We start from the raw sequence: 13,570 nt of genomic DNA on the forward strand, positions 1-13,570 counted from the left end.
TGCGCGATCCGGGGCGTCAGACGTTCGCGATGCGCTCCAACCAGAGCTCCATCAGCTGACGCTCGGCCGGCAGCAGTGCCTCCGCCTCGGGCAGCAGGGCGCGCAGAGCGACCGCGGTCGAGGTCAGCGTGACGCGGTCGCCGGGGGGCGCCTCGATCGTGACGGCTGCGATCACCGACTCCCGGGCGACCTCGGCCACCCGCAGGTCGCGCTGCTCGCGAGGCGTGTCGAGCAGCGAGAGCGTCACTCCGCGGCCGACCGCGTGCAGCAGAGCGCTCGCGCGCTCCGGAGTCTCGCGGAGGCGCCCGGCTCGCGCGACCGTCGCCACCTTCTCCTGCAGCATCGCGATGCCGAGGGCGATCGCCGCTCCGGGATCGGCCCGCGCCTGCGCGAGGCGGTACGCCGCGGGGTGGTCGAGACCGAACCGCACCGCGTCGTCGAAGCCGACGCGGATCGCCTCGACCGGGTCCTCGGGCAGGGTCCGCGTGCTCTTCGCGGCGACCCAGTCGGCGTGGACGCGCTCGACGGCCGCGTCGAGCAGCCCCTCCTTGTCACCGAAGAGCCGGTAGAGGGCGGGGGCCTGCACCTGGGCGCGGGCCGTCACCGCGCGGGTCGAGACCGCCTCCGCTCCGCCCTCGTCGAGCAGCTCGAGGGCGGCGCGGAGGATCCGCTCGTGGGCGGAGGGCGCGTCCGACGTCATGGTTCCCATGCTACCGATCAGAGTGGTAGCGTCGTGATCACAGCGCTACCACTCACCTGGGTAGCGCAGTTACCAGGAGGACCTCATGATCATCGTCACAGGAGCCGGCGGCCGTCTCGGCGGCGCCGTCGTCGACGCGCTGCTCGAGCGCACCGACCCGAGCACCATAGGGGTCAGCACCACCCGGCCCGACGAGCTGTCCGCCCTCGCCGAGCGCGGTGTGCGCGTGCGGCGCGGCGACTACGACGACCCGGCGTCCCTCGCCTCGGCCTTCGAGGGCGCCGATCGGGTGCTGGTCGTCTCGGCCCCGCGCCACGGCACGGCAGCGCTCGACGCGCACCGCACCGCGATCGAGGCGGCCCGCGCCGCCGGTGTCGGTCGCGTGCTCTACACGAGCCACGTCGGCTCGGACGCGCTCTCGCCCTTCCCGCCCGCCGTCACGCACGCGGCGACCGAGACGATGCTGCGCGACAGCGGGCTCGCGTTCACCGCGGTGCGGAACGGCTTCTACGCCGACACTCCCCTCCGCCTGCTGAGCACCGCCGCCGAGACCGGCGTGCTGAGCGTCCCCGTCGACGCACCCGTGTCGTGGACCTTCCACCGCGACCTCGCGCCGGGGATCGCCTCCCTCCTGCTCGACGAGTCGCTCGCGGAGCCGGTGGTCACGCTCACCTCCGACCGCTCGGCCGACCTCGCCGAGCTCGTCGCGACCGCCTCCGCGGTGCTCAGGCGACCGATCCGCCACGAGCAGGTGAGCGACGACGACTACCTCGCGGGGCTCGTCGCCGCGGGGGTCCCCGAGTTCGGTGCCGCCATGATGCTCGGCATCGTCCGCGCCTCCCGGCAGCGCCGGCTGGGCATCGTGGATCCGACGCTCGGCGAGCTGCTCGGCCGCCCGACGACGACCCTCGAGGAGGCCCTGTCCGAGCCCGCCTGAGCACGAGCACAGGTGGCGACTGCGCGAATCGCGGCTAGTCCTGCGAGAGTTCACATGCGGCTGCCGCCCCTCGAACGGAGGGCGCTGAGCGCTGCACCTCCCCCTCCGCTCGAAAGGCACCCTCCGCATGACCGAGACGTCGACCGAGCACGCCGCTGCCGGCGCCCCTCCCGCTCCCGACCGCCGCGCCTGGCGATCCCTCGTGGTGCTCCTCGCGGGCATGTTCATCGCCCTGCTCGACACGACGATCGTCAACGTCGCGCTGCCCACCATCCGCACCACGCTCGACGCCTCGGAGTCGACGCTCTCGTGGATCATCTCGGGCTACGCGCTCGCGTTCGGGCTCGCCCTGATCCCGGCCGGCCGCCTCGGCGACCGGTTCGGCCACAAGTGGGTCTTCGTCAGCGGAGTCGCGCTGTTCACCGTCGCGAGCTTCGCCTGCGGTCTCGCGGCCGACGACGTGCAGCTCGTGATCGCCCGCGTCGTGCAGGGCCTCGCCGGCGGCATGTTCGTGCCCGCGGTCAACGCGTACATCCAGCTCCTGTTCCGCGGGCCCGCGCGCGGCAAGGCCTTCGCCGTCATGGGCGCGGTCCTCGGAGTCTCGTCGGCGCTCGGTCCGATCATCGGCGGCCTCATCATCCAGGCCTTCGGCGACGAGAACGGCTGGCGCCTGGTGTTCTGGGTGAACCTGCCCATCGGGATCGTCACGCTGATCGCCGCGGCGATCCTGCTCCCCGCCCGCCGCGAGCTCGCCACCGGTGAGCGCGCGAAGAGCGGCGGAGTCGACTGGCTGGGTCTCGTGCTGCTCTCGGCCGGCTTCGTCGCGCTGCTCGTGCCGCTCATCCAGGGCGAGGACGAGGGCTGGCCGCTCTGGACGATCCTCTCGATCATCGGCGGCGTCGTGCTCCTCGCGGCGTTCGGCGCCTGGGAGCTCGTCTACACGCGCCGCGGGCGCACTCCGCTCGTGCCGCCGTCGCTCTTCCGCCACCCGGCGTTCACCGGGGGCGTCATCCTCGCGCTGGTCTACTTCGCGGCGTTCACGAGCATCTTCTTCACCATCTCGCTGCTCTGGCAGTCGGGGCTGGGGTACTCCGCCCTCGAGTCGGGGCTCGTCTCGATCCCGTTCGCGATCGGCAGCATCATCAGCTCGTCGCAGAGCAACCGCCTCACCGCCCGCCTGGGACGCAACGTGCTCGTGATCGGCAGCGCCCTGGTCGCGATCGGCCTGCTCTGGGTGTGGCTGGTGCTCCTGAATGCGACTCCCGACTCGATCACCAACTGGCAGCTGCTCGCTCCGCTGCTGATCGCCGGGCTCGGCAACGGCTTCTTCATCGCCCCGAACGTGCAGTTCATCGTCGCGACCGTCGACCCCCAGGACGCGGGAGCGGCGAGCGGAGTGATCTCGGCCATCCAGCGGATCGGCTCGGCCGTGGGCATCGCCGTGATCGGCAGCGTGCTCTTCGGCGGGCTCGTGATCACCGGGCCCGACACGGTCGCCTCCGGCTTCCTCGATGCCGCGGCGCCGGCGATGCTCGTCAGCGCGCTGATGGCGGTCGCGGCCTTCGCGCTCGTGTTCGTGCTGCCGAAGTCGGTGGCGCGGCGGGGCTGAGCGCCGGGGCTACGCCGTCGCTGCCGCCGCGGCCCTCGCGGCGGCGGGCAGCGCGTCGACGATCCGGCCGATCGCCGCGTCGTCGTGCGCAGCCGAGACGAACCACGCCTCGAACACCGACGGCGGCAGCGAGACGCCGGCGTCGAGCATCGCGTGGAAGAACGCCGGGTAGTGGAACGCCTCCTGCGCCTGCACCTCCGCGTAGTCGCGGATCGGACGCCCGAGGTCCGAGAACACGAAGCTGAACAGGTTGCCCGCGGTCTGCACCGTGTGCGCGACGCCCTCCTTCGAGAGCGCCGCCGACACCTCGCGCTGCAGGGTCAGCGCCGTGGCGTCGAGCGCCGCGTACACCGCGTCGTCGGCCAGCTGCAGCGTGCGGATCCCCGCTGCGACAGCGACCGGGTTCCCCGACAGCGTGCCCGCCTGGTAGACCGGCCCGAGCGGGGCCAGGTGGTCCATCACGTCGGCGCGGCCGCCGAGCGCGGCGACCGGCATGCCGCCTCCGATGACCTTGCCGAACGTGTAGAGGTCGGCGCGGTAGGGCTCCTCGGCGTCGCGGTTCTCGAGCCCCCACCAGCCGCCGGCGCTCACGCGGAAGCCGGTCAGCACCTCGTCCATGATCAGCAGCGAGCCGTTCGCGTGGACCAGGTCGGCGAGGGCGGCGTTGAAACCGGGCTCCGGAGCGACGACGCCCATGTTCGCGGCGGCCGACTCGGTGATGACGGCGGCGATGTCGGAGCCGCGCTCTGCCAGCACCGCCCGCACTGCCTCGAGGTCGTTGTAGGGCAGGACGATCGTCTGCGCAGCCGTGGCCGCGGTCACGCCGGCGGAGGCGGGCAGAGCGAGCGTCGCGAGGCCCGAGCCGGCGTCGGCCAGCAGGCCGTCGGAGTGGCCGTGGTAATGACCGGAGAACTTGACCAGCAGGTCGCGCCCGGTCACACCGCGGGCGAGGCGGATCGCGGTCATCGTCGCCTCGGTGCCCGTGGACACGAGACGGAGCTTCTCGATCGGCGAGACACCGCCGGCGGTGATCCTCGCCTCCACCAGTTCGGCGAGATCGGTCTCGGCGGGCGTCGACGCACCGAACGAGAGACCGCGCGCGGCCGCCTCCTGCACCGCCGCGACGACCTCGGGGTGGGCGTGGCCGAGCACGGCCGGACCCCAGGAGCAGACCAGGTCGACGTACTCGCGACCATCGGCGTCGGTGATGTACGGTCCCGCCGCCGACACCATGAAGCGCGGGGTGCCGCCGACCGAGCGGAACGCTCTGACCGGCGAGTTCACGCCTCCGGGGATCGCGTGGCGGGCACGCTCGTACAGGGTGTCGTTCGCGGAGGCAGTCACGACTCCACGATACGGGGCGTACCTCAGCGGATCCCGGGCGGGCTACTTCAGGAGGTCCCTGGCGATCTCGACCGCCCAGTAGGTGAGCACGGCGTCGGCGCCCGCACGAAGGATGCCGGTGACCGACTCGAGGATCGCGGGCTCGCGCGAGATCCAGCCGTTCGCGGCGGCGGCCTCGATCATCGCGTACTCCCCCGACACCTGGTACGCCCACACCGGCACGTCCGAGACGGCGGCGACGTCCGACAGCACGTCGAGGTAGCTCATCGCGGGCTTCACCATCACGATGTCCGCACCCTCGGCCAGGTCGAGGGTCGCCTCGCGCAGGCCCTCGCGGCGGTTGGCCGGATCCTGCTGGTAGGTGCGCCGGTCGCCCTCGAGCGTCGACTGGACCGCCTCGCGGAACGGCCCGTAGAAGCTCGAGGCGTACTTCGCCGAGTAGGCGAGGATCGCGGTGTCGAGGCGCCCGGCGGCGTCGAGCGCGGTGCGGATCGCGCCGACCTGCCCGTCCATCATCCCCGAGAGGCCGAGCAGCTGGGATCCCGCATCGGCCTGCGCCAGCGCCATCTCCTCGTAGCGGAGGAGCGTCGCGTCGTTGTCGACTCGCCCGCGCGCATCCAGCACGCCGCAGTGCCCGTGATCGGTGAACTCGTCGAGGCACAGGTCGGTCTGCACGACCAGGTCGTCGCCGACCTCGGCCACCACGGCGCGCGTGGCCGCGTTCAGCACGCCGTCGGGATCCGTGGCACCGGAGCCGACCGCGTCGCGGGTCATCGGCACGCCGAAGAGCATGACACCGCCGATGCCGGCCTCCGCCGCCTCCGTCACGGCGCCGCGCACGCTGTCGAGCGAGTGGTGCAGCACCCCCGGCATCGAGCCGATCGCGCGGGGCTCGGTGATCCCCTCGGCGACGAAGAGCGGGAGGACGAGCTGGGCCGGGTGGATGCGCGTCTCCTGCACGAGCCGGCGCAGGGCCGGGGTCGTGCGGAGTCGCCGAGGACGAATGGCGGTCATGCCCTCAAGCCTAGGCCGGGCCGTCTGGACGGCCCCTCGGCAGCATCTTCGGCTCGCAGAATCGGTTTTCGGCGCGCCGGAATCGTCGGATCCAGCGAGCCGGACCGGATTCCACGAGCCGAAGCGGATTCAGCGAGCCGACGGGCTCAGCGGTTCGCGCGCTCCGAGGCGACGCGGGCGACCGCGTCGATCAGCGACGACGCCGAGCGCTCGTCGGCGACGACGTCGACGCGGAGGCCCGAGGCCCGCGCGTCCTTCGCGGTCTGCGGACCGATGGCGGCGACGAGCGTCGTCTCGGGGACGGGGCCGAGCTGACGCTGCACCTGCTCGGCGACGCTCCCCGAGGTGACGAGGATGGCGTGCACGGCACCGCTCGCGACGTCGGCCACGACGCGGTCCTCGACCGGGACGCCGACGGTGCGGTACGCGACCACCGAGCGCACGTCGTGGCCGATGCGCTTGAGACCCTCCGTCAGGAGCGGCTTCGCGATCTCGGAGCGCAGCGTGAGGATCCGCAGCGGGTGGCGGCCGCCGGTCGCCTCCGCCCACTCGGCGAGCAGGCCGCGGGCGGAGTTGTCCTCGGAGGGGACCAGGTCGACCGCGTAGCCGGCGGCGACGAGCGCGGCGGCGGTCGTCTCGCCGACCGCGGCGACGTTCGTGGTCGCAGGCACGGTCGTGCGCAGGAGGGAGAGCACGTCGACCGTGGTGGCGCTCGTGACGGTCATCCAGTCGAAGGCACCCGCCTGGAGGTCGGCCAGCGCTCGCTCGAGCGCCGGATAGTCGTCGGTCGGCGCGAAGTTGATCATCGGCGCGACCACCGGAGACGCACCCTTGGCGCGGAGCGCGGCGGCGACTCCATCACCCCAGGGGCCTCCACGGGGGACGAGGACGCGCCACCCCTGCAGCGGCTTCTCCCACTGGGAGTAGGCGGCGGGGACGATCACGAAGGGGCTCCCAGGGGTGCGAGGTCGGCGGCACCGGCACCGAGAAGCGCGTCAGCGAGCACGGAGCCGCAGCGGAACGCGGCTTCGACGACGGGCAGTTCGCGACCACCATACTGCGAATCCGCACGATGTCGACCTCTGCCGACCGAACCGTTATCGATCGGCTCCGCGACCTCCCGTGCGAGGGACGCGGATCCGTCGGTCGCGAAGACGACGGCCGTCAGCGCCACCTCGTCGTCGCGGACGGTCGCGCTCGCTCCGATCGGCGCAGCGCAGCCCGCTTCGAGCACGGACAGCAGGGCGCGCTCGGCCGTGATGGCCGCCCGCGTCCCGACGTGCTCGACCGCCGAGAGGGCGGCCCGCAGCTCGTCCGTCGGCTCCTCGTCGCGCACCTCGATCGCCAGCGCACCCTGCCCGGGTGCGTGCGGCGAGACGTCGAAGTCGAGCAGCTCGGTGATCGCCTCGGTGCGCCCGAGTCGGCGAAGGCCCGAGACCGCCAGGACGATCGCGTCCAGCGGAGCGTCGCTCTCGTAGGTCACCCGGCGCAGGCGCGTGTCGATGTTGCCGCGGATGTCGACGACCTCGAGGTCGGGTCGGGCGGCGAGCAGGGCGGCGCGGCGACGGGGCGAGCCGGTGCCCACGCGGGCGCCGGCCGGCAGCGTCAAGAGGGTGCGGCCGTCGCGCGCGCACAGGGCGTCGCGCGGATCCTCGCGCTCGGGAACGGCGCCGAGCAGGAGCCCCTCGACCGGAGCGGTCGGCAGATCCTTCAGCGAGTGCACGATGGCGTCGCAGCGGCCGGCGAGCAGCGCATCGCGCAGGGCGCTGACGAACACGCCCGTCCCGCCCAGGGAGGCGAGGGAGCCGCGCATGCGGTCGCCGTCCGACTCGATGCGCACCAGCTCGACGGGGACGCCCGCCGCGGCGGCCATCAGGTCGGCCGTCATCCGGGTCTGCGCCACTGCGAGAGCGCTCGCGCGGGTGCCGACGCGGATGCTCACGAAGCGGTGCCGCGGGTCACGGGGCGACTCCGGCCAGGGCGGGCTTGAACCCGGCCCGGACGTTCTCGCAGCAGCCCGGTCGGCAGACGTCGTACCAGGGGCCGAGGGCGGTCAACGACGGACGGTCCTCGACCGGAGTGCCGTTGACGCGCTCCATCACGAGGTCGACGAGCCCGGCCACGTAGGCCGGGTCGGTTCCCGGAGTCGCGACGCGGATCGCGACCAGCCCGTTCTCCTCCGACGTCTCGAGGGCCTCGTTGTCGAGGTCCCACATGACCTCCATGTGGTCCGAGACGAAGCCGAGCGGCACGATGACGACGGCCTTGCGGCCCCGAGCGGGCAGCTCGGCGATCGCGTCGTTGATGTCGGGCTCGAGCCAGGGCTGCGTGGGCGGCCCCGAGCGCGACTGGTAGACCAGCTGCCACGGGATGTCGGCGGTCGTGGCCGCGGCCATGACGACCTCGGCGACCGCGAGGTGCTGGGCCTCGTAGGCTCCGCCGGCGCCGAAGCCGTGCACGTCGACGACGGTCCCGTCCTCGTGACGCTCGTGCGGTCCGCTGCGCTCGGCGTCGGCCATCGGGATCGAGTGCGTCGAGAACAGCACCTCCACCTCGGTGGCGAGGTCGAGACCCGGGAGGCGCCCCTGCAGCTCCTCGAGACCGTCGTGCAGCGCCTTCACGAACGGCATGACGAAGCCCGGGTGGTCGAAGAACTGGCGCACCTTGTCGATCCGCAGCTCGCCCTCCAGGCCGGTGGCGTCCAGCGCCGCGGCGTAGTCCTCGCGGTACTGGCGGCAGGACGAGAAGGAGGAGTAGGCGCTGGTCGCGATCGCGATGAGGTTCGAGAAGCCGCGCTCCTTCGCCTCGGCGACCGCGTCCTTCATGTAGGGCTCCCAGTTGCGGTTGCCCCAGATCACGGGCAGGTCGATCCCGCGGTTCGCGAGTTCGGCCTCGAGGGCCGCCTTCAGCGCGCGGTTCTGCGCGTTGATCGGGCTCACACCGCCGAAGTGGCGGTAGTGGTGCGCGACCTCCTCGAGGCGCTCCTCGGGGATCCCGCGGCCGCGGGTGACGTTGCGGAGGAAGGGGATGACGTCGTCCTGCCCCTCCGGTCCGCCGAAGCCGGCCAGGAGGATCGCGTCGTAGGCGAAGGGCTCCGTCACGTGCTCGGGTCCCGAGGCGGCGCCGGGGGTCGCCCCGCGGACGAGGATCTGCGGGGAGTCGGGGGTCGTGTCGCTCATCGGAGCACCTCTGCGATCTGGTCGGCGTCGATGCGCCGACCCGTGTAGAACGGGACCTCTTCGCGCACGTGCATGCGCGCGTCCGTCGCACGCAGGTCGCGCATGAGGTCGACGAGGTTGACGAGCTCCTCGTCCTCGAGAGCGAGGATCCACTCGTAGTCGCCCAGCGAGAACGAGGCGACGGTGTTGGTGAGCACGGAGCGGAAGCGCGAGCCCTGACGGCCGTGCTGGGCGAGCATCGCGCGGCGCTCCTCCTCGGGGAGGATGTACCACTCGTAGGAGCGGACGAACGGGTAGACCGTGAGCCAGCGGGCGGGCGCCTTGCCGCGCATGTAGGCGGGCAGGTGGTTCGAGCTGAACTCGGCGTCGCGATGCACGCCCATCGCGTTCCAGGTCGGCAGCAGGCCGACGAGCAGCTCGGTGCGGCGCAGCTCGCGGTAGGCGCGCTGCAGCTCTTCGGGCTCGGATCCGGTGAGCCAGAGCATGAGGTCGGCGTCGGCGCGCAGGGCGGAGACGTCGTACGTGCCCCGGACGGTGACGCCCTCACCGGCGAGCCGGGCGACGGTGTGCTCGTACTGCTCCACGGCGGGCGCGACGGCCTCGTCGGAGAGGGTGAACGGACGTGCGGGATCCCTGCGGAGAACCGCCCAGAGCGTGTATCCCAGGGCCTGATCGGCGGGAGCCTGATCGGCGGGGGGCTGCGTCGCCGGAGCGGCGGCGCTCGTGTCGGGGGCGGACTGAACGGGACCCGCCGAGTCGGCGGTCTGATCGGTCATTGCTCCATCATCCCTCCGCCCGTGCCGATGCACAAAAGCGGCGGAGGCTCTGGCGCCACGGGCCCCGGGGCGCTAGCGATAGGAACCGCTCAGTCCTCGGTGATCGCGCGGACGACGCCCCAGGCGACGAGGCCGACGGCGGCCGCGGCGCCCACGGCACCGGCGATCAGCGCCGAGGGGTTCTGCCGGCGCACGACCTGGACCTTGCGCTCGATGGTCCGCTGGGCGTTGCGGAACTTGCGCGGCACGTTGACCTTGTACTCGATGGCGTCGAGCGTCGCAGCGAGCTCGGCGCGGGCGCGCTCGATGTCGGCCTTCAGCTGGCCGGGCTTGAGCTCTGCGGGGTCGACGAAGCGGGGGGTGGTGGTCGAGACTGCGCGGTCAGTTGTCATAGTTCCCGACTCCCTTGAACGCCTGCACGTCCTTCTTGATGCTCTCGATCGACTCCTGCGGCACCGGCGGCACGGCCTTCTTGATCGACTTGACGCCGATCAGGAGGAGGACCACGGCCACCAGCAGGAAGAACACGGTGACGATCAGCGCCGACAGCCAGGCGGGCAGCCAGGAGGCGATGCCGATGATCGCGAACGCGACGAGCGTCGCCCACGCGGTGATCAGGAAGAACGCCGCCACGGCGAAGAGGGCGACGGCGACGCCGGCGCTCTTCGCCTTGCCCGTCAGCTCGTTCTTCAGCGAGGCAACCTCGGCCTTGACGAGCTCGATCACGAGACCGGGGAGGTCGCCGACCAGCTCGCCCAGTGACCGGGCGTTCTTCGGATTGCGTTCGTTCACCACGGGAGCTCCTCGAGGGTGGGACGTGCCGGCGCGGAGCCGAGCAGGGCCGAAGGGATGCGGACTAGGCCTTGCTGGAGGAGGGCGACGGCGAGGTGCCTGCAGCGGCAGCGGCCTCGTCGACCTTGGCCGCGGCCTTGCGGGCGGCGGCGGTCGCCTCGGCGTCGCTCGCGCCCTGGCTCTTCTTGCCGCCGGAGACGGCCTTGACGACCACCGAGCGGACGACCTCGTAGGCCTTGTCCGAGACGGTGCTGAGCTGCGTCTTCGCCGCTCCGCCGACCGCGCCGGCCACGTCCTGGACCGGCTGCGTCTGCCAGAACCGGTTCGCCGCCGCGGCGATCTGCTCGTACCGCTTGCGACCGGCCCGTGCTCCCAGCACGTACCCGGCTGCGGCTCCTGCCACGAAAAGAATCTTGCCCTTCACGCCTACTCCTCGTCCTGAGCCGCTCGTGCGGCTCGCCTACGCGGTCGATGACCACTCGTGTCGGGGCACACCGCACTCACGCGGATGCCTGCGACCCAGAGTAGTCGTCGCCGTCATATCCTTCGCGCGGAATGCCGACGCCTTGACGCGCCAACCGGCGGCGGATAAGAGCGGCCGCCTCGGTCGCGTGCGGAAGCACCGAGGCGAGCCCGGTCCCGGCGAGCCAGGTGCCGGTGACCACGACTCCCTCGACCGGGGCGAGGGCCTCGCGGAACGCCTCCAGGTGCTCACGGCGCCCCAGGGCGGCGGCCGGGCGGACGTTCGCCCAGCGCACCCGCGCGGAGTCGACGAGCGAGGCCGGGTCGAGCGCGATCCCGAGGAGGACGGACGCGTCCCGGAGCGCGACGGCCGCCGCCTCCGCATCGCTCGCCCCCTCGAGCGGCGGGCGCTCGCCCGGCCTGCCGTAGGAGAGGCGGAGCACGTGCCGACCGGCGGGCAGCGAGCGGGCGAGCCACTCCCACTTCGCGGTCGCGTGCGTGAGGGCCTTGGCGGTCACGTCGCCGGCGGTCGGCGCGACGAGCACTCCGGAGCCGCGCGGGGCCGCGTCCAGACGCGCGTCGTCGACGACGAGGGTCACGAGTTCGACGGAGTCGCCGTCGGTGCGCTCGTCGGCATCGGCGACAGCGGGCACCAGCCCGGCGAGCAGGGCGCGGGCGTCGCGCTCGGGCGTCGAGACGATCACGGCACGGGCCGACAGGGTCCCGTCGCCGAGCGACAGGCGGAAGGCGTCGCCGTCGCGTTCGAGCGCCGACACGGCGACTCCGGTGCTGATCTCGCCCGAGAGGTAGTCGATCCGCTCGACGAGCGCGTCGACGAGGCGGTGCATCCCCCCGTCGATCCCGCGGACCGCGACACCGGCCGGGAGGTTCGCGCGGAGGGAGGCGACGGCGCCGGCCAGCGACCCGCGTCGCGTGATCGCCCCGTTCAGACCGGGCGCGGCGAGGTCGACGTCGATGTCCTCGGGACGGGAGGAGTAGACGCCCGACACGACCGGGGCCACCAGGTCCTCGAGCACGCGCACGCCCATCCGGGTGCGGACGAGCTCGGCGAGGGAGTGCGCGCGCCCGATGCGCAGCACCGGCATCAGCGTGTCGAGCCAGGCCCGGGCAGCGCCGCGGCGTCCGATCGCGCGGACCACGTCCGAGGCGAGCGGCGTTCCGGGGATCCCGAGCAGGCCGGCGCGCGGCGATGGGACGGTGCGGCCGCCCGAGAGGTGCAGCCAGGAGCCGCCCGTGCTCGGCTCGACGACCGACTCCGACAGCGGGCGGCCGTCGACCTCGAGCGAGGCGAGTGCGGCCTCGACGTGGCCACCCCGGGTGGCGAAGCTCTCGGCGCCGGCGTCGAGCACGACTCCCGAGAGCTCGAGCGGGGCGAGGGAGCCGCCGACCCGCTCGCCCGCCTCCAGCACGACCACGCGCAGGCCGATGCGGAGGCAGTGCGCGGCGGCGGCGAGGCCCGCCACTCCCCCGCCGACGACGGCGACGTCGTAGGCGGCGGTGGGCTCGCCCGTCCGCTCCTCGGTCACGGCCGCCAGGCGTGCACGTGCGCGACGAGGCGCGTCAGCACGTCGGGGTCGGTCTCGGGCGGCACGCCGTGGCCGAGGTTGAGGACGTGGGCCGGTGCGGTGAGCCCGCGGCGGAGCACGTCGTCGACGTGCGCCGCGAGCACCTTCCACGGGGCCGAGAGCAGGGCCGGATCGACGTTCCCCTGCACCGGGACGAAGCCGCCGAGCCGGTGGTTCGCCTCGTCGAGCGGGATCCGGTAGTCGACGCCCACCACGTCGACGCCGATGCCGTGCATCGCGCCGAGGAGCTCGCCCGTCCCGACCCCGAAGTGCACGATCGGCACATTGCGGCGCGTCGCCTCCTCGCCCGCCCCGCCGTGATCGAAGGCGAGGTCGCGCACGTGCGTCAGCGCCCGGGCGGAGGCGGGGGCCACGTGGGCCGTGTAGTCGGCGAGCGACAGCGCACCCGCCCACGAGTCGAAGAGCTGGGCGGCGCTGGCGCCGGCGAGCACCTGCGAGCGGAGGAAGCGGCCGGTGACCTCGGCGGTCCACTCCATCAGGCGCGACCACGCCTCGGGGTCGGCGTGCATCAGGGTGCGGGCGCGGATGTGGTCCTTCGACGGTCCGCCCTCGACGAGGTACGCCGCGAGGGTGAACGGGGCGCCGGCGAAGCCGATCAGCGGAGTGTCGCCGAGTCCGGCGACCGTCCGGCGCACACCCTCCCGGATCGGCTCGAGGGTCTCGTCGAGCACGGCGGGGTCGATCGCGCACAGCTCGTCGACGTCGGCGGAGGTGCGCACCGGCTTCTCGAGCACGGGGCCCCGGCCGGGCACGATGTCGACACCGACGCCCGCGAGTCGCAGCGGGATGACGATGTCGCTGAAGAAGATGGCGGCGTCGACCTCGTGCCGGCGGACCGGCTGCAGCGTGATCTCGCTGGCGAGCGCGGGATCGAGGCAGGCGTCGAGCATCTGCGTGTCCGTGCGCAGCGCCCGGTACTCGGGCAGGCTCCGGCCGGCCTGGCGCATGAACCAGACGGGGGTCGACTCCGGCCGGTCGGAGCGGTAGGCCCTGACGAGGGAGGAGTCCGCGGTGCGCCCGGAGGCGAGCGGGTGCGACGGATCGAGCAGGCCGGTGGTGGGGGAGGTCACCGCGGCATTATTCCAGGCGCATCCGTGCATTGTTCCCCCGTTCCGGGGCGGGGCCTCGGAGAGCGCGCGTAGACTGCTCG

At 73.0% G+C, this 13,570-nt stretch carries 14 protein-coding genes; 2 read left to right on the top strand and 12 right to left on the bottom strand.

Annotated features, from left to right (window positions below; all coding sequences use genetic code 11):
- Window positions 1-16: 16 nt before the first annotated feature.
- Entirely contained in the window at window positions 17-700 is a 684-nt protein-coding gene (locus GRS92_RS01975) for a TetR/AcrR family transcriptional regulator (protein WP_159852800.1), read from the bottom strand.
- An 85-nt stretch (window positions 701-785) separates the two neighbouring features.
- Here GRS92_RS01975 and GRS92_RS01980 point away from each other — a divergent pair, with 85 nt between their 5' ends.
- Entirely contained in the window at window positions 786-1,637 is an 852-nt protein-coding gene (locus GRS92_RS01980) for an NAD(P)H-binding protein (RefSeq protein ID WP_159852802.1), read from the top strand.
- 127 nt (window positions 1,638-1,764) lie between these two features.
- The gene (locus GRS92_RS01985) at window positions 1,765-3,246 is read left to right on the top strand and encodes an MFS transporter (protein ID WP_159852804.1); all 1,482 of its coding nucleotides are present in this window, start codon (window positions 1,765-1,767) and stop codon (window positions 3,244-3,246) included.
- Window positions 3,247-3,255: 9 nt separating this feature from the next.
- On the opposite strand, the gene hemL is transcribed toward GRS92_RS01985, so the two are convergent.
- From hemL to hemE, 11 genes are all read right to left on the bottom strand, one after another.
- The gene (hemL, locus tag GRS92_RS01990) at window positions 3,256-4,590 is read right to left on the bottom strand and encodes a glutamate-1-semialdehyde 2,1-aminomutase (protein WP_159852806.1); all 1,335 of its coding nucleotides are present in this window, start codon (window positions 4,588-4,590) and stop codon (window positions 3,256-3,258) included.
- 42 nt (window positions 4,591-4,632) lie between these two features.
- On the bottom strand, window positions 4,633-5,604 hold the full coding sequence (hemB, locus tag GRS92_RS01995) for a porphobilinogen synthase (protein ID WP_159852808.1): 972 nt from the start codon (window positions 5,602-5,604) through the stop codon (window positions 4,633-4,635).
- A 146-nt stretch (window positions 5,605-5,750) separates the two neighbouring features.
- Window positions 5,751-6,545: a uroporphyrinogen-III synthase gene (locus tag GRS92_RS02000; RefSeq protein ID WP_159853274.1), complete on the bottom strand. Its 795-nt coding sequence runs from the start codon at window positions 6,543-6,545 to the stop codon at window positions 5,751-5,753.
- Window positions 6,545-7,546, bottom strand: a complete 1,002-nt coding sequence (gene hemC / locus GRS92_RS02005) for a hydroxymethylbilane synthase (RefSeq protein WP_159852810.1) — start codon at window positions 7,544-7,546, stop codon at window positions 6,545-6,547. Before hemC ends, GRS92_RS02000 begins: the two co-directional genes overlap by 1 nt.
- 16 nt (window positions 7,547-7,562) lie before the next feature.
- Window positions 7,563-8,783 carry a ferrochelatase gene (locus tag GRS92_RS02010; protein ID WP_159852812.1) on the bottom strand — a complete coding sequence of 407 codons (1,221 nt, stop codon included), beginning with the start codon at window positions 8,781-8,783 and terminating at the stop codon, window positions 7,563-7,565.
- Complete coding sequence (hemQ, locus tag GRS92_RS02015) at window positions 8,780-9,559, bottom strand: hydrogen peroxide-dependent heme synthase (protein WP_159852814.1); 780 nt, start codon at window positions 9,557-9,559, stop codon at window positions 8,780-8,782. Before hemQ ends, GRS92_RS02010 begins: the two co-directional genes overlap by 4 nt.
- Before the next feature lie 89 nt (window positions 9,560-9,648).
- Window positions 9,649-9,951, bottom strand: a complete 303-nt coding sequence (locus GRS92_RS02020) for a DUF3618 domain-containing protein (RefSeq protein ID WP_159852816.1) — start codon at window positions 9,949-9,951, stop codon at window positions 9,649-9,651.
- Complete coding sequence (locus tag GRS92_RS02025; protein WP_159852818.1) at window positions 9,941-10,354, bottom strand: phage holin family protein; 414 nt, start codon at window positions 10,352-10,354, stop codon at window positions 9,941-9,943. The genes GRS92_RS02020 and GRS92_RS02025 overlap by 11 nt, the downstream gene beginning before the upstream one ends.
- Before the next feature lie 61 nt (window positions 10,355-10,415).
- Window positions 10,416-10,754, bottom strand: a complete 339-nt coding sequence (locus tag GRS92_RS02030; RefSeq protein ID WP_159852820.1) for a hypothetical protein — start codon at window positions 10,752-10,754, stop codon at window positions 10,416-10,418.
- 97 nt (window positions 10,755-10,851) lie between these two features.
- The gene (locus tag GRS92_RS02035) at window positions 10,852-12,360 is read right to left on the bottom strand and encodes a protoporphyrinogen/coproporphyrinogen oxidase (RefSeq protein WP_268817130.1); all 1,509 of its coding nucleotides are present in this window, start codon (window positions 12,358-12,360) and stop codon (window positions 10,852-10,854) included.
- The gene (gene hemE, locus GRS92_RS02040) at window positions 12,357-13,520 is read right to left on the bottom strand and encodes a uroporphyrinogen decarboxylase (protein WP_159852822.1); all 1,164 of its coding nucleotides are present in this window, start codon (window positions 13,518-13,520) and stop codon (window positions 12,357-12,359) included. Before hemE ends, GRS92_RS02035 begins: the two co-directional genes overlap by 4 nt.
- Window positions 13,521-13,570 lie beyond the last annotated feature (50 nt).

It is taken from the genome of Rathayibacter sp. VKM Ac-2754, assembly GCF_009807095.1.
In the GTDB taxonomy this organism is placed as follows: Bacteria; Actinomycetota; Actinomycetes; order Actinomycetales; family Microbacteriaceae; genus Rathayibacter.

What these genes read in the sequence shown, in the direction of transcription:
- GRS92_RS01975 (WP_159852800.1), bottom strand. Translation starts at nt 700, where the DNA reads ATGACGTCGGACGCGCCCTCCGCCCACGAGCGGATCCTCCGCGCCGCC.
- GRS92_RS01980 (WP_159852802.1), top strand. Translation starts at nt 786, where the DNA reads ATGATCATCGTCACAGGAGCCGGCGGCCGTCTCGGCGGCGCCGTCGTC.
- hemE (WP_159852822.1), bottom strand. Translation starts at nt 13,520, where the DNA reads ATGCACGGATGCGCCTGGAATAATGCCGCGGTGACCTCCCCCACCACC.
- GRS92_RS01985 (WP_159852804.1), top strand. Translation starts at nt 1,765, where the DNA reads ATGACCGAGACGTCGACCGAGCACGCCGCTGCCGGCGCCCCTCCCGCT.
- hemQ (WP_159852814.1), bottom strand. Translation starts at nt 9,559, where the DNA reads ATGACCGATCAGACCGCCGACTCGGCGGGTCCCGTTCAGTCCGCCCCC.
- GRS92_RS02010 (WP_159852812.1), bottom strand. Translation starts at nt 8,783, where the DNA reads ATGAGCGACACGACCCCCGACTCCCCGCAGATCCTCGTCCGCGGGGCG.
- hemB (WP_159852808.1), bottom strand. Translation starts at nt 5,604, where the DNA reads ATGACCGCCATTCGTCCTCGGCGACTCCGCACGACCCCGGCCCTGCGC.
- GRS92_RS02020 (WP_159852816.1), bottom strand. Translation starts at nt 9,951, where the DNA reads ATGACAACTGACCGCGCAGTCTCGACCACCACCCCCCGCTTCGTCGAC.